General features: G+C 42.8%; 18 protein-coding genes. 15 read left to right on the top strand and 3 right to left on the bottom strand.

Features of this window, described 5'->3' with window-relative positions; translation table 11 throughout:
* The first annotated feature begins 84 nt into the window (after window positions 1-84).
* The 4 genes from EJF26_RS04215 (at window position 85) to EJF26_RS04200 (ending at window position 6,075) form a co-directional block, all read left to right on the top strand.
* Window positions 85-825 carry a DeoR/GlpR family DNA-binding transcription regulator gene (locus EJF26_RS04215; RefSeq protein WP_000920658.1) on the top strand — a complete coding sequence of 247 codons (741 nt, stop codon included), beginning with the start codon at window positions 85-87 and terminating at the stop codon, window positions 823-825.
* Entirely contained in the window at window positions 822-1,733 is a 912-nt protein-coding gene (gene pfkB, locus EJF26_RS04210) for a 1-phosphofructokinase (RefSeq protein ID WP_000640815.1), read from the top strand. Before EJF26_RS04215 ends, pfkB begins: the two co-directional genes overlap by 4 nt.
* Complete coding sequence (locus EJF26_RS04205; protein WP_000701416.1) at window positions 1,730-3,682, top strand: PTS fructose transporter subunit IIABC; 1,953 nt, start codon at window positions 1,730-1,732, stop codon at window positions 3,680-3,682. The genes pfkB and EJF26_RS04205 overlap by 4 nt, the downstream gene beginning before the upstream one ends.
* A gap of 86 nt (window positions 3,683-3,768) precedes the next feature.
* Complete coding sequence (locus EJF26_RS04200) at window positions 3,769-6,075, top strand: DNA translocase FtsK (RefSeq protein WP_080563336.1); 2,307 nt, start codon at window positions 3,769-3,771, stop codon at window positions 6,073-6,075.
* Between the two features lie 43 nt (window positions 6,076-6,118).
* Here EJF26_RS04200 and EJF26_RS04195 read toward each other — a convergent pair whose 3' ends face one another.
* The gene (locus tag EJF26_RS04195) at window positions 6,119-6,544 is read right to left on the bottom strand and encodes a DUF6556 family protein (protein ID WP_000073913.1); all 426 of its coding nucleotides are present in this window, start codon (window positions 6,542-6,544) and stop codon (window positions 6,119-6,121) included.
* Between the two features lie 137 nt (window positions 6,545-6,681).
* Between EJF26_RS04195 and EJF26_RS04190 the strand changes: the two genes are divergently transcribed.
* From EJF26_RS04190 to EJF26_RS04145, 10 genes are all read left to right on the top strand, one after another.
* Complete coding sequence (locus tag EJF26_RS04190) at window positions 6,682-7,824, top strand: cysteine desulfurase family protein (protein ID WP_000638934.1); 1,143 nt, start codon at window positions 6,682-6,684, stop codon at window positions 7,822-7,824.
* A gap of 8 nt (window positions 7,825-7,832) precedes the next feature.
* A complete protein-coding gene (gene thiI, locus EJF26_RS04185) occupies window positions 7,833-9,047 on the top strand; it encodes a tRNA uracil 4-sulfurtransferase ThiI (protein WP_001200073.1) in 1,215 nt (404 codons plus the stop codon).
* Between the two features lie 136 nt (window positions 9,048-9,183).
* Window positions 9,184-10,008, top strand: coding sequence for an alpha/beta hydrolase (locus EJF26_RS04180; protein WP_001016810.1), 825 nt, complete (start codon window positions 9,184-9,186; stop codon window positions 10,006-10,008).
* Window positions 10,009-10,028: 20 nt separating this feature from the next.
* Window positions 10,029-10,769, top strand: coding sequence for an esterase family protein (locus tag EJF26_RS04175; protein WP_000546798.1), 741 nt, complete (start codon window positions 10,029-10,031; stop codon window positions 10,767-10,769).
* A 12-nt stretch (window positions 10,770-10,781) separates the two neighbouring features.
* Entirely contained in the window at window positions 10,782-11,948 is a 1,167-nt protein-coding gene (locus tag EJF26_RS04170; RefSeq protein WP_001108600.1) for an ATP-grasp domain-containing protein, read from the top strand.
* 157 nt (window positions 11,949-12,105) lie between these two features.
* Window positions 12,106-13,002 (top strand): aquaglyceroporin Gla, encoded by an 897-nt coding sequence (gene gla / locus EJF26_RS04165; protein ID WP_000348108.1) that lies wholly within the window; start codon window positions 12,106-12,108, stop codon window positions 13,000-13,002.
* A gap of 123 nt (window positions 13,003-13,125) precedes the next feature.
* Entirely contained in the window at window positions 13,126-13,851 is a 726-nt protein-coding gene (locus EJF26_RS04160) for a CppA N-terminal domain-containing protein (protein ID WP_000993346.1), read from the top strand.
* Window positions 13,848-14,783: a serine hydrolase domain-containing protein gene (locus EJF26_RS04155; protein ID WP_000872236.1), complete on the top strand. Its 936-nt coding sequence runs from the start codon at window positions 13,848-13,850 to the stop codon at window positions 14,781-14,783. The genes EJF26_RS04160 and EJF26_RS04155 overlap by 4 nt, the downstream gene beginning before the upstream one ends.
* A gap of 9 nt (window positions 14,784-14,792) precedes the next feature.
* Window positions 14,793-15,704 (top strand): DMT family transporter, encoded by a 912-nt coding sequence (locus EJF26_RS04150; protein WP_000047995.1) that lies wholly within the window; start codon window positions 14,793-14,795, stop codon window positions 15,702-15,704.
* 144 nt (window positions 15,705-15,848) lie between these two features.
* Complete coding sequence (locus tag EJF26_RS04145; protein ID WP_000698659.1) at window positions 15,849-16,607, top strand: CPBP family intramembrane glutamic endopeptidase; 759 nt, start codon at window positions 15,849-15,851, stop codon at window positions 16,605-16,607.
* A gap of 48 nt (window positions 16,608-16,655) precedes the next feature.
* Here EJF26_RS04145 and EJF26_RS04140 read toward each other — a convergent pair whose 3' ends face one another.
* Window positions 16,656-17,939 carry a uracil-xanthine permease family protein gene (locus tag EJF26_RS04140; protein ID WP_004246858.1) on the bottom strand — a complete coding sequence of 428 codons (1,284 nt, stop codon included), beginning with the start codon at window positions 17,937-17,939 and terminating at the stop codon, window positions 16,656-16,658.
* A 258-nt stretch (window positions 17,940-18,197) separates the two neighbouring features.
* Window positions 18,198-18,911, bottom strand: coding sequence for a 16S rRNA (guanine(527)-N(7))-methyltransferase RsmG (rsmG, locus tag EJF26_RS04135; RefSeq protein ID WP_000801947.1), 714 nt, complete (start codon window positions 18,909-18,911; stop codon window positions 18,198-18,200).
* Window positions 18,912-19,004: 93 nt separating this feature from the next.
* On the opposite strand from rsmG, the gene EJF26_RS04130 reads away from it, so the two are divergent.
* Window positions 19,005-19,565 carry a LemA family protein gene (locus EJF26_RS04130; RefSeq protein ID WP_000637803.1) on the top strand — a complete coding sequence of 187 codons (561 nt, stop codon included), beginning with the start codon at window positions 19,005-19,007 and terminating at the stop codon, window positions 19,563-19,565.
* The last annotated feature ends 1 nt before the right edge of the window (window position 19,566 follow it).

Below are 19,566 nucleotides of genomic sequence, written 5' to 3'. Positions count from 1 at the left end.
TTGAAAGAAAATGATAAAAAATGCTTGACTTTGGTAGAAAATGTGCTAGAATGAATAGTGTAAACGATAACAGGAGGTGATTTGGTGTTAAAAACTGAGCGGAAGCAACTGATTTTAGAGGAGTTGAATCAACATCATGTAGTTTCCCTGGAAAAATTGGTTAGTCTATTAGAAACATCAGAATCAACGGTACGAAGAGATTTGGATGAGTTGGAGGCGGAAAACAAGCTTCGCCGTGTGCATGGAGGAGCAGAGTTGCCACACTCCTTGCAGGAAGAAGAAACCATCCAAGAAAAATCTGTCAAAAACCTTCAAGAGAAGAAGCTACTGGCTCAGAAAGCAGCTTCTCTTATTAAGGAACAAGATGTTATCTTTATTGATGCTGGAACAACGACAGCTTTTCTGATCAAGGAATTGACCAATAAGAATATCACAGTTGTGACCAACTCCATTCATCATGCGGTTCAGTTGGTTGAAAAACAGATTCCAACTGTCATGGTTGGAGGAAGTGTCAAGATGGCAACAGATGCATGTATTGGTGGAGTTGCTCTTAACCAAATCAATCAATTGCACTTTGACCGTGCCTTTATCGGGATGAATGGTGTAGACGATGGTTATTATACGACTCCTGATATGGAGGAGGGAGCCGTTAAGCGTGCTATTTTAGAGAATGCCAAACAAACCTATGTCTTGGTCGATTCGTCAAAGATTGGTCAAACTTGCTTTGCCAAGGTAGCACCACTTAAACGCGCTATTGTCATCACAAGTCAAGGGCATGAGCTCTTGCAGGCCATTAAGAAGAAAACGGAGGTAATCGAAGTATGATTTATACAGTCACACTCAATCCATCCATTGACTATATCGTTCGCTTGGACCAAGTCCAAGTCGGTAGTGTCAATCGTATGGACAGTGATGATAAGTTTGCTGGTGGAAAAGGAATCAATGTCAGTCGTGTTTTGAAACGCTTGGGTATTCCAAATACAGCGACTGGATTTATCGGAGGCTTTACTGGTAAATTTATCACAGATACTTTGGCAGAAGAGGAAATCGAGACACGTTTTGTTCAAGTAGCAGAAGATACTCGCATCAATGTCAAGATTAAAGCAGACCAAGAAACAGAAATCAATGGAACGGGTCCAAATGTGGAACCAGCTCAGCTAGAAGAATTGAAAGCTATTTTGTCTAGTCTGACAGCAGATGATACGGTTGTGTTTGCAGGTTCGAGTGTTAAAAACCTAGGAAATGTCATCTACAAAGATTTGATTGCATTGACACGCCAGACTGGTGCGCAAGTCGTTTGTGACTTTGAAGGACAGACCTTGATTGATAGTTTAGACTACCAGCCACTATTGGTTAAACCAAACAATCACGAACTTGGAGCTATCTTTGGAGTGAAACTCGAAAGTTTAGATGAAATCGAGAACTATGCTCGAGAATTGTTGGCTAAAGGTGCTCAAAACGTTATCATCTCTATGGCTGGAGACGGTGCACTTCTTGTCACATCTGAGGGAGCTTACTTCGCTAAACCAATCAAGGGAACAGTGAAAAATTCAGTGGGAGCTGGTGACTCTATGGTTGCTGGATTTACAGGTGAATTTGTCAAATCCAAGGATGCGGTAGAAGCCTTCAAATGGGGAGTGGCTTGTGGAACAGCAACCACCTTCTCGGATGACTTGGCAACAGCAGAATTTATTAAAGAAACATATGAAAAAGTTGAGGTAGAAAAACGATGAAAATTCAAGACCTATTGAGAAAAGATGTCATGTTGCTAGATTTACAGGCGACTGAAAAAACAGCAGCTATCGAAGAGATGATTCATAGCTTAGTAGATCATGGTTATGTGACGGATTTTGAAACCTTTAAAGAAGGAATCTTAGCGCGTGAAGCTCTAACTTCCACTGGCTTGGGTGACGGAATTGCTATGCCTCACAGCAAAAACTCAGCTGTCAAAGAAGCAACGGTTCTCTTTGCAAAGTCAAACAAGGGTGTTGACTATGAAAGTTTGGATGGGCAACCAACAGACCTCTTCTTCATGATTGCAGCTCCAGAAGGTGCCAATGACACTCACTTGGCAGCCTTGGCAGAATTGTCTCAATACTTGATGAAAGACGGATTTGCTGACAAACTTCGTCAAGTAACATCTGCAGATCAAGTTATCGAACTTTTTGACCAAGCTTCAGAAAAAGCTGAGCAGCCTATTCAAGCACCTGCCAATGAATCTGGCGACTTTATCGTAGCTGTTACAGCTTGTACGACAGGCATTGCCCACACTTACATGGCCCAAGAAGCCCTTCAAAAAGTAGCCGCCGAAATGGGTGTTGGGATCAAGGTAGAAACCAACGGTGCCAGCGGTGTTGGGAACCAACTAACATCAGAGGACATCCGTAAGGCTAAAGCAGTTATCATCGCAGCAGACAAGGCTGTTGAGATGGATCGTTTCGACGGCAAACCATTGGTTAATCGTCCAGTTGCAGACGGTATCCGTAAGACAGAAGAATTGATCAACTTGGCTCTTTCAGGAGATGCTGAAGTTTACCATGCTGCTAATGGAGCAAAAACCGCAGCAACAAGTAACGAAAAACAAAGCCTTGGTGGTGCCTTCTACAAACACTTGATGAGTGGTGTATCTCAAATGTTGCCATTCGTTATCGGTGGTGGTATCATGATTGCCCTTGCTTTCTTGATCGACGGAGCTTTTGGTGTGCCACAAGATAGTCTTGGCAATCTTGGATCCTACCATGAGCTAGCTTCTATGTTCATGAAAATTGGTGGCGCGGCCTTTGGCTTGATGCTCCCAGTCTTTGCAGGATATGTTGCCTACTCTATCGCTGAAAAACCTGGTTTGGTAGCAGGTTTCGTGGCTGGTGCTATTGCCAAAGAAGGTTTTGCCTTTGGTAAAATCCCTTATGCTGCAGGCGGAGAAGCAACTTCAACTCTTGCAGGTGTCTCATCTGGTTTCCTAGGTGCCCTTGTTGGTGGATTTATCGCAGGAGCCTTGGTTCTTGCTATCAAGAAATACGTTAAAGTTCCTCGTTCACTTGAAGGTGCTAAATCAATCCTTCTCTTGCCACTTCTTGGAACAATCTTGACTGGATTTGTCATGCTAGCTGTTAACATCCCAATGGCAGCAATTAACACTGCTATGAATGACTTCCTTGGCGGTCTTGGAGGTGGTTCAGCTGTCCTTCTCGGTATCGTCCTTGGTGGAATGATGGCTGTTGATATGGGTGGTCCAGTTAATAAAGCAGCCTATGTCTTTGGTACAGGTACGCTTGCAGCGACTGTTTCTTCAGGTGGTTCTGTAGCTATGGCAGCAGTTATGGCTGGAGGAATGGTTCCACCACTTGCAATCTTTGTCGCAACTCTTCTTTTCAAAGATAAATTCACTAAGGAAGAGCGCAACTCTGGTTTGACAAACATCATCATGGGCTTGTCATTTATCACTGAGGGAGCGATTCCGTTTGGTGCAGCCGACCCAGCTCGTGCTATTCCAAGCTTCATCCTTGGTTCTGCGGTGGCAGGCGGACTCGTTGGTCTTGCTGGTATCAAACTCATGGCGCCACACGGAGGAATCTTCGTCATCGCCCTTACTTCAAATGCCCTTCTTTACCTAGTCTTTGTCTTGATTGGAGCAATCGTAAGTGGTGTGGTTTATGGTTACCTACGCAAACCACAAGCATAAACAGGATTAGAATAGAAAGATTGTTACCATTTGGTGCAATCTTTTTCTCTTTTCAAAATGGCTGTGAAACATGGTATAATAGAAGAATGGCAAACAAGAATACTACAAAAACAAGACGGAGACCGTCTAAAGCAGAACTCGAAAGAAAACAGGCTATTCAGAGGATGTTGATTTCCTTAGGGATTGCCTTATTGTTGATTATTGCAGCCCTCAAGCTCGGTGCGGCAGGTATCACCCTTTATAATCTCATTCGACTGGTGGTCGGAAGTTTGGCCTATGTGGCCATTGGTGCCCTTCTCATTTATCTTTTTCTTTTTAAATGGATACGCAAGCAAGAGGGGCTTCTGTCAGGATTTCTCTGTATCTTCGCTGGCTTACTCTTAATTTTTGAGGCTTATCTTGTCTGGAAGTTTGGCTTGGAGCAGTCAGTTCTAAAAGGGACCTTGGCTCAAGTTATGACGGACCTGACTGGTATCCGGGTGACTAGCTTTGCTGGTGGAGGCCTGCTAGGTGTCGGACTTTATATCCCCATTGCCTTTCTTTTCTCAAATATCGGCTCCTACTTTATTGGAGTTCTTTTGATTCTAGTTGGGGCTCTCTTGGTCAGTCCTTGGTCTATCTATGATGTTGCAGCCTTTATTGGAGCTCAGTTCAGATCCTTCATGGAAAAACAGGAACAGAGAAAACAGGAACGCTTTATCAAGAGGGAAGAAGAAAAGGCTCGTCAAGAAGCTGAAGAAGCTGCCAGAATTCAGAGAGAACAAGAAGAACAGGATGCACTATCGCTTCCTCCTGTAGATCCTGAAACTGGAGAAATCTTATCAGAAGTACCAGTCTATGATCTCCCCCCAATTCCTGAGGAAGAATGGATTGAACCGGAGATTATCCTTCCTCAAGCTGACTTTGAAGTTCCAGATGTGGAAGAAGACTTTGAGGATGAAGAGGTGCAGGTTGATTTTTCTGCCAAGGAAGCCCTCGAATACAAGCTACCAAGCTTGCAACTCTTTGCGCCAGATAAACCCAAAGATCAGTCCAAGGAAAAGAAGATTGTTCGAGAAAACATCAAAGTCCTAGAAGAAACCTTTGCTAGCTTCGGTATCAAGGTAACGGTTGAACGGGCTGAAATCGGCCCATCAGTAACCAAGTATGAAGTCAAGCCAGCCGTTGGTGTGCGGGTTAACCGCATTTCCAATCTGGCAGACGACTTAGCGCTAGCTCTGGCGGCCAAGGACGTCCGGATTGAGGCTCCAATACCTGGTAAATCCTTAGTCGGCATTGAGGTTCCTAACTCTGAAATTGCGACCGTTTCCTTCCGTGAGCTCTGGGAACAGTCACAGACTAAACCAGAAAATCTCCTCGAAATTCCTCTAGGTAAGGCTGTCAATGGTACTGCTCGCACCTTTGACCTTTCCAAGATGCCCCACCTTCTGGTTGCAGGTTCGACGGGATCAGGGAAGTCAGTCGCAGTTAACGGTATTATTGCCAGCATTCTCATGAAAGCAAGACCAGACCAGGTCAAGTTTATGATGGTGGATCCAAAGATGGTTGAGTTATCGGTTTACAATGACATTCCTCACCTCTTGATTCCGGTTGTGACTAATCCACGCAAGGCCAGCAAGGCTCTCCAAAAGGTCGTGGATGAGATGGAAAACCGTTATGAACTCTTCGCTAAGGTTGGTGTGCGAAATATCGCTGGTTATAATGCTAAGGTCGAGGAATTTAATAGCCAGTCTGAGTACAAACAAGTACCACTGCCTTTGATTGTTGTCATTGTGGACGAGTTGGCTGACCTTATGATGGTGGCCAGCAAGGAAGTGGAAGATGCTATCATCCGTCTCGGACAGAAGGCGCGTGCTGCAGGGATTCACATGATTCTCGCAACGCAACGTCCGTCGGTTGATGTCATCTCTGGTCTTATCAAGGCCAATGTCCCATCTCGAGTAGCATTTGCAGTCTCATCAGGTACAGATTCACGAACCATCTTGGATGAGAACGGAGCTGAAAAACTGCTTGGTCGAGGAGACATGCTCTTTAAACCAATCGATGAAAATCACCCAGTCCGTCTGCAAGGGTCCTTTATCTCGGATGATGATGTTGAACGTATCGTAAACTTCATCAAGGCTCAGGCTGATGCAGATTACGATGACAGCTTTGATCCAGGTGAAGTTTCTGAAAATGATGGTGATTTTGCGGATGGAGAAGCAGGAGGCGACCCACTCTTTGAAGAAGCCAAGGCTCTGGTTATCGAAACCCAGAAAGCCAGTGCATCCATGATTCAGCGTCGTTTGTCGGTTGGATTTAACCGTGCGACCCGCCTTATGGAAGAACTCGAACTGGCAGGTGTCATCGGCCCAGCTGAAGGAACCAAGCCACGAAAAGTATTGCAACAATAAAAAATAGCTTCTTTCCAAATATGGAAGGAAGCTTTTTTAGTAGTTATTGGTTATTTTTATTTTCGGTACTCGTCGTATTTGACTGTGTTCCGTTATCGCTTGTTTCTTTATTTGCAGCTGGGGTGGAAGAGTCCTGAGTTGTTGTTTTCTGCTCTTCTTTTTTCTCTTCCTTGACGCTAGATTTTGGCGTTTCTTCTTGCTGTGTTTTTTCTTGAGAAGTGTTATTTTCCTTATTAGGACTAGTGTTCTCCTGAGGGGATTCCTTTTGGATTTCTTTGACGACAGTTGTTTGGGTTGCCGTCGGTTCCTTTTTGTTGTTTTTATTATTATCCATGGCGTTCATGATAGTGATAGTAGCAGTGATCAGACCAAGGATACTACCAATGGTAGCAATCGTTTTTTGAAAGACAGTAAATCCTTTTTTAATGTGTTCTGTTTTTGGTTTTGAAGTTCTACGATAGTTAGACATGATACTCTCCTTTTATTATGATTTATTATACCTCATTTCTTTAAAAAAATCTTAAAAAAAGAGGAAATGCCCTTTCTTGTCGCAAGCTTCGTTTCATGATACAATAGAAGAAGTGATTTTAGAAAGCGTGAGAAAACATGATCTACTTTGATAATTCGGCGACAACTAAGCCTTATCCTGAAGCTCTAGAGACCTATATGCAGGTCGCTTCGAAAATTGTAGGAAATCCTTCTAGCCTCCATCGTTTGGGAGACCAGGCAACACGAATTTTAGATGCTTCCCGGCAGCAAATTGCAGATTTGATTGGCAAGAAAAGTGATGAAATCTTCTTTACCTCTGGTGGAACAGAAGGGGATAACTGGGTCATCAAGGGTGTGGCCTTTGAAAAAGCCCAGTTTGGTAAGCACATCATCGTATCAGCTATTGAGCATCCAGCAGTCAAGGAGTCAGCTCTCTGGCTGAAAAGTCAAGGTTTTGAGGTGGATATTGCCCCGGTTGATGAGAAAGGATTTGTGGATGTTGAGGCTCTAGCGAATTTGATACGACCTGATACGACGCTTGTTTCAGTCATGGCTGTGAACAATGAAATTGGGTCTATTCAACCTATTGAGGCCATCTCAGAACTCTTGGCAGACAAGCCAACTATTTCCTTCCACGTTGATGCAGTTCAGGCACTTGCTAAAATTCCGACTGAAAAATATCTGACAGAACGAGTGGATTTCGCAACCTTTTCGAGTCATAAGTTTCATGGTGTCAGAGGTGTTGGCTTTGTCTATATCAAGTCTGGTAAGAAAATTACGCCTCTGTTGACTGGTGGTGGTCAAGAGCACGATTATCGCTCGACAACTGAAAATGTGGCAGGGATTGCAGCGACAGCAAAGGCTCTCCGTTTGTCTATGGAAAAGTTAGCTATCTTTGCTAGTAAGACAGGACAGATGAGATCAGTCATTCGCCAAGCGCTTTTGGACTATCCAGATATTTTTATCTTTTCAGATGAGGAAGACTTCGCCCCTCATATCCTAACTTTTGGGATTAAGGGTGTTCGTGGTGAAGTCATTGTTCACGCATTTGAAGACTATGACATTTTCATTTCCACAACCTCTGCTTGTTCGTCCAAGGCAGGAAAACCTGCGGGGACCTTGATTGCCATGGGAGTGGACAAAGATAAGGCCCAGTCAGCTGTGCGTCTAAGCCTAGACCTGGAAAATGATATGAGTCAGGTTGAGCAGTTTTTGACCAAGCTAAAATTAATTTACAATCAAACTAGAAAAGTAAGATAGGAGCATTCATGCAGTATTCAGAAATTATGATTCGCTACGGAGAGTTGTCAACCAAGGGTAAAAACCGTATGCGGTTCATCAATAAACTTCGCAATAACATTTCAGATGTTTTGTCCATCTATCCCCAAGTTAAGGTAACCGCTGATCGCGACCGTGCCCACGTTTACCTCAATGGAGCTGACTACACAGCAGTAGCAGAATCTCTCAAACAAGTCTTCGGGATTCAAAACTTTTCTCCCGTTTATAAGGTTGAAAAATCTGTTGCGACGCTTAAGACTGCCGTCCAAGAGATTATGAAAGACATCTACAAGGAAGGCATGACCTTTAAAATCTCTAGTAGACGTAGCGACCATAGCTTTGAACTCGACAGTCGAGAACTTAACCAAACCCTCGGTGGGGCTGTTTTCGACGTAATTCCTACTATTCAAGCCCAAATGAAAAATCCTGATATCACTCTTCAAGTGGAGATTCGTGAGGAGGCGGCCTATCTTTCCTATGAGACCATTCGTGGAGCAGGTGGTTTGCCAGTGGGAACTTCTGGTAAGGGGATGCTTATGTTGTCAGGTGGCATTGACTCACCTGTAGCGGGTTATCTTGCCCTTAAACGTGGGGTAGATATCGAAGCCGTTCACTTTGCTAGTCCACCTTATACTAGTCCCGGTGCCCTCAAGAAAGCGCAGGACTTGACTCGTAAATTGACCAAGTTTGGTGGCAATATCCAATTTATCGAAGTGCCTTTCACTGAAATTCAAGAGGAAATCAAGGCCAAGGCGCCAGAAGCCTATCTCATGACCTTGACGCGTCGTTTTATGATGCGGATTACCGACCGTATCCGTGAAGTGAGAAAGTGTCTGGTCATTATCAATGGGGAAAGTCTTGGTCAGGTGGCAAGCCAGACTTTGGAAAGCATGCAGGCTATCAACGCTGTGACCAACACTCCTATTATTCGCCCTGTGGTTACTATGGACAAGTTGGAAATCATTGACATTGCTCAGGAAATTGATACCTTTGAAATTTCTATCCAGCCTTTTGAGGACTGCTGTACGATTTTTGCGCCTGACCGTCCTAAGACCAATCCTAAGATAGAAAATGCTGAGCAGTATGAAAAACGGATGGATGTTGAAGGTTTGGTTGAGCGGGCAGTGGCAGGGATTATGATTACTAAGATCACACCTCAAGCTGAAAAAGATGAAGTCGATAACTTGATTGACAACCTCCTCTAATCAGAAAAACCAGAAGAATTTAGAATATTAAATGAAAAAAGTTAGTTATTTATCCTTAAAATGGACAATTACTGACTTTTTTTCTATTTTTATGGTATAATGAGATAAAATTTTGAATATAGAGAGTTTTCTGACAATGAATCATTCCTACTTTTACTTAAAAATGAAAGAACACAAACTCAAGGTTCCTTATACAGGAAAAGAGCGTCGTGTGCGTGTGCTCCTGCCAAAGGACTACGAGAAAGACACAGACCGTTTTTACCCTGTTGTTTACTTTCATGATGGGCAAAATGTCTTTTACAGCAAGGAGTCCTATATCGGACACTCATGGAAGATTATTCCAGCCATTAAGCGAAATCCTGACATCAGTCGCATGATTGTTGTAGCCATCGACAATGATGGTTTGGGGCGGATGCATGAGTATGCGGCTTGGAAATTCCAAGAATCCCCTATTCCAGGCCAGCAGTTTGGCGGTAAGGGTGTGGAGTATGCCGAGTTTGTCATGGAGGTAGTCAAGCCTTTTATCGATGAAACCTATCGTACCAAAGCTGATCGCCAGCACACGGCTATGATTGGTTCGTCTCTAGGAGGCAATATTACCCAGTTTATCGGACTGGAATACCAAGACCGAATTGGTTGTCTGGGTGTCTTTTCATCTGCTAACTGGCTTCATCAAGAAGCCTTTAACCGCTACATCGAGCGTAAGAAACTGTCGCCTGAACAGCGCATTTTCATCTATGTAGGAACAGAAGAAGCAGACGATACGGACAAGACCCTGATGGCTGGCAATATCAAGCAAGCCTATATCGACTCGTCGCTTCGCTATTACCGTGATTTGATTGCAGGTGGAGTACACTTGGATAATCTTGTCTTAAAAGTTCAGTCTGGCGCCATCCATAGTGAGATTCCATGGTCGGAAAATTTACCAGACTGTCTCCGATTTTTTGCAGAGAAATGGTAAGTTAAGAAAGGAGAAAGCCAATGCATATTGAAAACCTCAACCACTGGAGTGGTCACCTCAACCGCGAAATGTATCTCAACCGTTATGGGCATGCTGGGATTCCAGTTGTTGTTTTTGCTTCATCTGGTGGCAGTCACAACGAATACTATGATTTTGGCATGATTGATGCCTGTGCTTCCTTTATCGAGGAAGGCCGTATCCAGTTCTTTACCCTCTCCAGTGTGGACAATGAGAGCTGGTTGGCCACTTGGAAAAATGGTCATGACCAGGCAGAGATGCATCGTGCCTACGAACGTTACGTGATTGAGGAGGCTATTCCTTTCATCAAGCACAAGACAGGTTGGTTTGACGGTATGATGACGACAGGTTGCTCAATGGGTGCCTACCATGCACTTAATTTCTTCCTCCAGCATCCAGATGTCTTTACCAAGGTGATTGCCCTCAGCGGTGTTTATGACGCACGTTTCTTTGTTGGCGATTACTACAATGATGATGCTATTTATCAAAATTCGCCAGTAGATTATATCTGGAATCAAAACGACGGCTGGTTTATCGATCGTTACCGTCAGGCGGAGATTGTCGTTTGTACGGGACTTGGTGCCTGGGAACAAGATGGCCTACCATCCTTCTACAAGCTTAAAGAAGCCTTTGACCAGAAACAAATTCCAGCCTGGTTTGCTGAATGGGGACACGATGTCGCCCACGACTGGGAATGGTGGCGTAAACAAATGCCCTATTTTCTTGGACACCTGTATCTATAAAAGGAGTTGCCTATGAATTACCTTGTTATTTCTCCCTACTATCCGCAAAACTTCCAACAGTTTACCATCGAGCTAGCCAATAAAGGCATCACAGTCTTTGGAATTGGTCAGGAACCTTACGAACAACTAGATGAACCTTTGCGTAATAGTCTGACCGAGTATTTCCGTGTGGACAATCTTGAGAACATAGACGAAGTCAAACGTGCAGTTGCCTTTCTTTTCTACAAGCATGGTCCAATCGACCGCATCGAGTCCCACAATGAATACTGGCTAGAACTGGACGCAGCACTTAGAGAACAATTCAATGTCCTTGGTGCCAAACCCGAAGATCTTAAAAAAACCAAGTTTAAGTCTGAGATGAAGAAACTCTTCCAGAAAGCAGGCGTACCTGTTGTGCCTGGCGCTGTTATCCAGACGGAAGCAGATGTGGATAAAGCAGTGAAAGAAATCGGTCTACCAATGATTGCCAAACCTGATAATGGAGTGGGAGCGGCAGCAACCTTTAAGCTCGAGACAGAAGACGATATCCATCACTTCAAGGAAGAATGGGATCATTCGACCGTTTATTTCTTTGAGAAATTTGTCACTTCTAGCGAAATCTGTACCTTTGACGGGCTTGTGGACAAGGATGGCAATATCGTCTTTTCAACAACCTTTGACTACGCCTATACACCACTTGATCTCATGATTTATAAGATGGACAATTCCTACTATGTTCTCAAGGATATGGATCCCAAACTACGCAAGTATGGTGAGGCTATAGTCAAGGAATTTGGAATGAGAGAACGCTTTTTCCATATCGAGTTTTTCCGTGACGGGGACGACTACATTGCCATTGAGTACAATAACCGTCCTGCAGGTGGCTTTACCATTGATGTTTATAACTTCGCTCACTCCTTGGATCTCTATCGTGGTTATGCAGCTATTGTCGCAGGAGAAGAGTTCCCAGTATCAGAGTTTGAACCTCAATACTGTTTAGCTACATCACGTCGTGCCAATGCCAACTATGTTTATTCAGAAGAGGACTTGCTTGCCAAATACAGCCAGCAATTTAAGGTCAAGAAAATCATGCCAGCAGCCTTCGCAGAGCTACAAGGAGACTACCTTTATATGCTGACCACTTCAAGTCGCCAAGAGATGGAGCAGATGATTGCAGACTTTGGTCAGCGTCAAGAGTAACAAAAAGGATGAAGGGAGTTAGACTTCTTTTGTCCTTTTCTTAAAGATAAGTTAAATAAAGCGTTTTCCAGAGATTCTTTTAGAAAATCGGTTGCGAAAAGGCCTAAAAATTGATAGAATAAGGATTGTCTAAAAAAAATTAAGGAGAATCTATCAAATGGATTTTACATGGGCTATTAAATATGCCACAGAATTCTTGGGAACTGCTATTTTGATCATTCTTGGTAATGGTGCAGTTGCTAACGTTGAACTTAAAGGTACGAAAGGTCACCAAAGTGGCTGGCTCGTTATCGCTGTTGGTTATGGTATGGGGGTTATGATCCCAGCCTTGATGTTCGGTAACGTTTCTGGTAACCACATCAACCCAGCTTTCACTCTTGGACTTGCTGTTAGCGGACTTTTCTCTTGGGATCAAGTACCATTTTACATTCTTGCGCAAGTTTTAGGAGCAATTTTTGGTCAAGCTTTGGTTGTAGCGACTCACCGTCCATACTACTTGAAAACAGAAAACCCTAACAATATCTTGGGTACCTTCTCAACGATTTCAAGCATCGACCACGGTACAAAAGAATCACGTTTCGCAGCTACTGTTAACGGCTTCCTCAATGAGTTTGTAGGTTCATTTGTTCTCTTCTTTGCAGCACTTGGTTTGACAAAATTGCATTTTGGAGCTGAACTAAAAGCTGTAGCAGAATCTACTGTTCAACAACAGGTGCAGCAAGCTACATTAGCAGGCCAACAAATTGCAGAATCAGATGTAAAAAATGCTGTCCACAATATTTTTGCACAAGCTACAAACGGTTCTTCTGCTGTAGCTCACTTGGCACTTGGATTCCTTGTTATGGCCTTGGTAACTTCACTTGGTGGACCTACTGGACCTGGTTTGAACCCGGCTCGTGACTTCGGACCACGTCTTCTTCACGAACTCCTTCCAAAATCAGTTCTTGGTCAACACAAGGGTGATTCAAAATGGTGGTATGCATGGGTTCCAGTTGTAGCACCAATCGCAGCTGGTATTGCAGCAGTAGCAGTCTTTAAACTACTTTACCTATAATAAAATGAAACTGGGAAATCCCAGTTTTTTTGTCGAAAATTTTTGTAAAAAATTCTAGAATTTAAGTGGAATAGCTTGTAAAAAATTCCAAAATCCTTTAAAATAAAAGAGTTGGAGGAAGCTATGAATGCAAATCAAATGATACAAATTATTCCGACTTTGAAGGTCAATAACCGAAAATTAAATGAAAAATTTTACATTGAAACTCTTGGGATGAAGCCCTTATTAGAAGAATCTGCTTTCCTTTCACTTGGTGATCAATCAGGTGTTGAGAAATTGATTCTCGAAGAGGCTCCCAGTATGCGAACTCGGAGAGTTGAAGGGCTTAAGAAACTAGCTAGACTCTTGATCAAAGTAGAAAATCCTTCAGAAATAGAGGCTCTTCTCTATCAGATGGAGTCTCTTCCTCGCCTACTTAAAGGAAGCCGTGGTTATGCTTTTGAGATTGTTTCTCCTGAACAGGATGTGATTCTTGTTCATGCGGAAAATGATATAAGAGATTTGGTTCCACTGGAAACTGTTCCTGAATTTTCTTCAAATACAGGTATAAAATACTTGAGTCAATTTGAAGTTTCCATCGAGGTCCGTCTGCCTGAGGGGACGGAGAGTTTACTTGATCCCGAAGTAGTAGCTAAGGCAATTAGTTTTATTAAAGGGCAAGGGCCAGATTTGGCTGTTGAAAACAACGTTACTTGGGACTTGTCTATGCTGAAATTTTTGGTAAAGGATCTAGATTTAACTAGTCTTCGTCAGAAATTTGAAGGCACAGACTATTTTATTCCAAAGTCTGAAAAATTCTTCCTTGGTAAAGATACCAATAACATCGAATTGTGGTTTGAAGAAGCATGAAGTGGACAAAAATTCTAAGAAAAATAGAAGAACAAATCGAGGCAGGGGTCTATCCCGGGGCCTCTTTTGCGTATTTTAAGGACGGAGAATGGAGAGAATCCTACCTAGGCTTGAGTGATCCTGAGAAAGGATTAAAAACAGAGTTAGGGTTGGTCTACGACCTGGCCAGTGTGAGTAAGGTTGTGGGAGTAGGGACAGTCTTTACCTTCTTGTGGCAGCAAGCCAAATTAGATATTGATCGACCAGTGACGGATTTTTTAGCTGAATGTGATTATCCAGATATCACTATTCGTCAACTCTTGACCCACGCAACAGACCTGGACCCCTTTATTCAAAATCGGGATCTCTTGACAGCCCCTGAATTAAAAGAAGCCATGTTTCATCTGAATAGACGTAGTCAGCCTACTTTTCTATATTCGGATGTTCACTTTTTACTCCTGGGCTTTCTTTTGGAAAAAATCTTTGACCAAGACTTGGATCAGATCATAGAAGAACAAGTTTTGGAACCATGGGGGATGAAGGAAACGATGTTTGGTCCCGTTGAGTTTGCTGTACCAACAGTCAGGGGAGTAGAGGCTGGAATCATTCACGATCCCAAAGCCCGTCTATTAGGGAAGCACGCTGGAAGTGCTGGTTTGTTTTCGACTGTTAAGGATTTACAGATCTTTCTGGAACATTACTTGAAAGATGAGTTTGCTGCAGATTTGAGCCGAAATTTTTCTCCTTTAGATGATAAGGAGCGTTCCCTAGCCTGGAATCTGGAGGGGGCCTGGCTCGACCATACGGGCTATACAGGTACCTTCATCATGTGGAATAGAGAGAAACAGGAAACCGCTATCTTTTTATCCAATCGAACGTATGAGAAGGATGAGCGAGCCCAGTGGATAATCGATCGAAACCAAGTCATGGATATGATTCGTAGGGAAGAGTAGGGAGAAAGCATGTCAAAAACCGTAAAAGGAACGCTATTCACAGTAGTTGCAGGCATTGCTTGGGGCTTGTCTGGAACCAGTGGCCAATACCTGATGTCACACGGAATTTCCGCTTTAGTCTTGACCAATATGCGGCTTATCATTGCAGGATTGGCACTGGTTTTTTTATCCTATGTAACTGCAAGGGATAAACTCCTAGCTTTTTTAAAAGACAGAAAAAGCTTACTCTCTCTACTGCTATTTGCCTTGTTTGGACTTTTCTTAAACCAGTTTGCCTATCTTTCTGCCATTCAGGAAACAAATGCTGGAACGGCTACGGTTCTCCAGTATGTATGTCCCGTTGGAATCTTGATTTATACTTGTATCAAGGACAAGGTGGCGCCTACTTTGGCTGAGATTATTTCAATTGGTTTAGCAATCGGAGGGACTTTTCTTATCGCGACTCATGGGGAACTTGACCAGTTGTCGGTCACACCTGCTGGTCTTTTCTGGGGACTCTTTTCTGCCTTGACCTACGCCCTCTATATTATCCTTCCTATCGCCTTGATTAAGAAGTGGGGAAGTATGTTGGTGATTGGTGTAGGCATGGTTATTTCTGGTGTTGGGGCTATTCCCTTCACAGGAGTTTTGCAGGGCAGTATACCGACCAGCTTGGATTTTCTTTTTGCATTTGCTGGCATTATCATCATTGGCACGGTCTTTGCCTATACAGCTTTCCTAAAAGGAGCTAGTATGATAGGCCCTGTTAAGTCCAGTTTATTGGCTTCCATAGAGCCCATCTCTGCTGTTTTCTTTGCCTTTCTGATTATGAAGGAGCAATTCTACGCGATTGACTTTGTCGGTATGGCTATGATTTTACTTGCGGTAGCCATCATTTCTTTGAAAGATTTGTTGATAGAAAACAAACGGAAGGTTGAATGAGAAACTAGTTACTCGTAAAAAGTGGTTGGTTTGAATATCCTATCGAAATATTGATTACGGCTAAGGAATGGGAGTGGAATTTTATAAAATTTTAAGTTTCTTTTCTTACAATAAACCAATCTTAAACTGCTAGAAGGAGGAGATATGAAAATTTTACAAAGCATTCACCCATCTAAGCCCCTGCGCTACTTGAGATGGTTTGACATTCTGATTATTACAGTTTTGATGTTTGGCCAGTTTATCATTCGGTCAACGGAGCTCTTTTTAGCAAGTATGTTTCCGACAGGTCTGTCAACTACAATGGATACGGTAAGTAATACTGTCGGCGAGGGAGTAGGCTATTTGAGCAACTTCACCCTGCAAGTGATACTTCTGACCTTGACCTTTCTTTACCTTTTGATTCGGAATTATGATTTCAAACAACTTCCCATTCGTTGGACCTGGTCCCTTCTCTTTTGGGTTCCTTTTATATTTGCCATTGTGGGTTTGTTTGGAGACTTGGTGACGACACTAACTGGTGAATACAATTACTTAAATCCAGCTCTTTTTGCCCACATAGATCCCATGGAAGTTATACGGAAATTCCTAGCGCTTAGTCCGATGGCAATTGCCTATGCCTTGTTAAATGGCTTCTATGAAGAGTTTTTCTTTCTAGGGTTGTTGACCTCAGTGAAAGAAAAGCACAAGTGGCGGGTTTTGTTTTATTCTACCCTCATTCGGATTTCTTTTCACACTTATCAAGGATTGGTGTGGGCACTGGTTATTGGTGTAGTTTATGGTTTATTCTATTATTTTCTATACAAGTATAAGGTTAAAAATCTTTTGCCATTTTTCCTTATGCATGCTCTGGTAGACATGTTTGGTTCTAGCCTCCTGTATCTCTTGATTGCGTGGGGAAGGTAAGAATCAGAAAAATCCACTCAACTGAGTGGATTTTGTCTATATAGATGACTAGTCTTTGTTTTCGTATGGTAAGATCAAGTTTAAGATGATACCTGTCATAGCTGATAGGGCAGTACCTGAAAGGGTAACTGGTCCTACTTTGAGGATGGCTCCACCAAGCCCAAGAACCAACATAGCACTAGCAATGATGAGGTTACGCATTTGACTGAAATCAACGCGCTCCTTGATCAAGACTTTCAAACCGTTGCTGGCGATAACTCCGTAGAGAAGGATAGACATCCCACCAAGTACAGCACTAGGGATTGTTGAGATCAAGGCAGTGAATTTACCAAGGAAACTAAGAGCGATGGCAATAAAGGCAGCGTTACGGATAACGGAGACAGAAGCGATACGAGTCATACCGATAACTCCTGTATTTTCGCCGTAAGTCGTATTGGCTGGTCCACCGAGGAAAGCAGATACAGATGTTGCAATACCGTCACCAAGAAGAGTACGGTGAAGTCCTGGTTCTTTCAGGAACTGACGTCCACAGATTTGGCTTAGGACGGTATGGTCACCGATGTGTTCTGAAATGGTTACGATAGCGATTGGCAAGATGGCGATTGTTTCAGGACCGAAGTAGAGGTTATACTCTTTGAAGGCTCCGCCTGTACTAAATGGTAAGTAGAAACCAGGGATTTCAAACCAGTTAGCTTCTAGGACTGGTGTAAAGTCAACCAAGCCAAGTGTTACTGCGAAGATGTAACCACCGATGATGGCAAAGAGGAAAGGAATGATACGAAGGAAACCTTTTCCTTTTGTATTGATAAAGGCAGCAATCAAGAACGTCACGACAGCTACAAGTGCATTTTTCCAATTTCCATCTGCTACAAGTCCAGCGTTCGTAACAGCTGAACCAGCAAGACCAAGACCAATAACAATAATCATGGGTCCGATAATGATTGGTGGTAAGAGTTTATCGATCCATTTTGTACCTGCAAAACGAACACTTGCAGCCACAAGGACGTAAACCAAACCAGTCAGGATAACCCCAGTTTGAGCGGCCGATACATCGCCACCCATCTCTTTCATAGCTAGAGACATGGCCGTGATAAAGGCGAAGGATGATCCGAGATAGACTGGAACTTTAAAACCAGTCGAAATCATGTAGATGAGTGTCCCAACGCCTGATGCAAAAAGGGCAACAGATACAGGCATTCCCAAAATTAAGGGAACGAGAATGGTTGCACCAAACATGGCAAAAACGTGCTGGAAGCTGAGGAGAATGCCTTTACCAGCTGAAGGACGTTGGTCAACGTCTAGTAACAAATCAATAGTTGATTCTTGTTTCATATAAACCTCACTTTTGGGCATCAAAAAAGAGCCCATTATTTTACAGCAACAGGCTCTCAGAGTAAGACTTCTTTAAAAAAGATTATTCCATTCTTAAAGAACTTCATATATTTCTGCGTCTTCGTCACCTCACGGGATGACATTAAAAACCTTTGCTTAGGATAGTATAGCAGAAAAAAATGATTTTGTAAATCATTTTTCTCCGAGCCTAAAAATGTAAGAGCGAGGTTGATTTTGTAAATTTTTTTACTAAAAAAATTAAAGCGGGCGTTTATTAGGCATGCCAGCCTTTCTTGGGTACTTGTTAGGCGTCTCCTTTTTCTTTTCGACGACTGTGATATAGCGTGGATCTCCATTTGGCAGGGCGTAGCTGAGATTGTCTTCGACCTTACTAAAAAGGAGGTTGAGGGCATTCTTGGCTTCTAGCAATTCCTCAGGAGCATTGCTGGCCTTGAGTGCCAATAGTTTTCCGCCAACTTTAAGGTAGGGAATGGTCAGTTCAGACAAGACCTGCATGCGGGCCACCGCGCGAGCCGTTACCATATCAAACTGGGCACGAAAGTTCTTGTCTTGGGCAAAGTCTTCTGCTCGTCCATGGTAGAAGTGAACACCATCCAAATCCAGTTCCTGAGCCAAAAGCTGAAGGAAGTTGATGCGTTTATTTAGCGAATCAATGATGGTCACATCTAACTGAGGATAGAGAATTTTCATCGGCAGACTTGGAAATCCTGCCCCCGCTCCGATATCAAGAAGTTTGATAGTTTCATTTGAAATCAAACCCTGCAGGATAGGTGCAATCGAATCATAAAAATGTTTGAGATAAACTTCTTCCTTGTCTGTAATAGCCGTCAAATTAATCTTTTCATTCCACTCGACCAAGAGTTCAAAATACCGTTCAAATTGGTTCTTTTGCTGGTCCGAAAGTGGAATATTTTGCTCAGCTAGTAGGCTGTAAAATGTTTCTGGTTTCATAGTTTTTTCCTTCTCTAGTATCATCTTATTTTACCATATTCATTAAAATTTTGATATACTGGTATTAATCTAAAAGCAGAAAGGAATAAGATTATGATTTGGATTATTCTTGGAGTTTTGGCTCTGATTGTTATTTTTGTGATTGTTAGCTATAACGGTTTGGTTAAAAATCGTATGCAGACCAAGGAGGCTTGGAGCCAGATCGATGTTCAGTTGAAGCGTCGTAATGATCTTCTCCCAAACTTGATTGAAACAGTCAAAGGCTATGCGAAATATGAAGGTTCTACCTTGGAAAAGGTGACAGAACTTCGTAGACAAGTAGCCGCAGCAACTTCACCAGCAGAAGCTATGAAGGCCAGTGATGCCCTTACTCGCCAGATTTCTGGTATCTTTGCAGTAGCAGAGAATTACCCAGACTTGAAAGCTAGTGCTAACTTTATCAAATTGCAAGAAGAGTTGACCAATACAGAAAATAAAATTTCTTACTCTCGCCAACTCTACAACAGTGTTGTCAGCAACTACAATGTAAAACTTGAAAGCTTCCCAAGTAATATTATCGCGGGACTATTTAGCTTTAAAGCTGCAGACTTCCTTCAAACACCAGACGAGGAAAAGGCAGTTCCTAAAGTTGACTTTAGCGGTTTAGGTGACTAAG

This window comes from Streptococcus oralis subsp. dentisani (assembly GCF_007475365.1).
Lineage (GTDB): Bacteria > Bacillota > Bacilli > Lactobacillales > Streptococcaceae > Streptococcus > Streptococcus mitis_AX.
This window is presented reverse-complemented; position numbering and strand designations above follow the sequence as displayed.

Coding starts and splice junctions, on each gene's coding strand:
- pfkB (WP_000640815.1), top strand. CDS start 822: ATGATTTATACAGTCACACTCAATCCATCCATTGACTATATCGTTCGC.
- EJF26_RS04205 (WP_000701416.1), top strand. CDS start 1,730: ATGAAAATTCAAGACCTATTGAGAAAAGATGTCATGTTGCTAGATTTA.
- EJF26_RS04200 (WP_080563336.1), top strand. CDS start 3,769: ATGGCAAACAAGAATACTACAAAAACAAGACGGAGACCGTCTAAAGCA.
- EJF26_RS04195 (WP_000073913.1), bottom strand. CDS start 6,544: ATGTCTAACTATCGTAGAACTTCAAAACCAAAAACAGAACACATTAAA.
- EJF26_RS04190 (WP_000638934.1), top strand. CDS start 6,682: ATGATCTACTTTGATAATTCGGCGACAACTAAGCCTTATCCTGAAGCT.
- thiI (WP_001200073.1), top strand. CDS start 7,833: ATGCAGTATTCAGAAATTATGATTCGCTACGGAGAGTTGTCAACCAAG.
- EJF26_RS04180 (WP_001016810.1), top strand. CDS start 9,184: ATGAATCATTCCTACTTTTACTTAAAAATGAAAGAACACAAACTCAAG.
- EJF26_RS04175 (WP_000546798.1), top strand. CDS start 10,029: ATGCATATTGAAAACCTCAACCACTGGAGTGGTCACCTCAACCGCGAA.
- EJF26_RS04170 (WP_001108600.1), top strand. CDS start 10,782: ATGAATTACCTTGTTATTTCTCCCTACTATCCGCAAAACTTCCAACAG.
- gla (WP_000348108.1), top strand. CDS start 12,106: ATGGATTTTACATGGGCTATTAAATATGCCACAGAATTCTTGGGAACT.
- EJF26_RS04160 (WP_000993346.1), top strand. CDS start 13,126: ATGAATGCAAATCAAATGATACAAATTATTCCGACTTTGAAGGTCAAT.
- EJF26_RS04155 (WP_000872236.1), top strand. CDS start 13,848: ATGAAGTGGACAAAAATTCTAAGAAAAATAGAAGAACAAATCGAGGCA.
- EJF26_RS04150 (WP_000047995.1), top strand. CDS start 14,793: ATGTCAAAAACCGTAAAAGGAACGCTATTCACAGTAGTTGCAGGCATT.
- EJF26_RS04145 (WP_000698659.1), top strand. CDS start 15,849: ATGAAAATTTTACAAAGCATTCACCCATCTAAGCCCCTGCGCTACTTG.
- EJF26_RS04140 (WP_004246858.1), bottom strand. CDS start 17,939: ATGAAACAAGAATCAACTATTGATTTGTTACTAGACGTTGACCAACGT.
- rsmG (WP_000801947.1), bottom strand. CDS start 18,911: ATGAAACCAGAAACATTTTACAGCCTACTAGCTGAGCAAAATATTCCA.
- EJF26_RS04130 (WP_000637803.1), top strand. CDS start 19,005: ATGATTTGGATTATTCTTGGAGTTTTGGCTCTGATTGTTATTTTTGTG.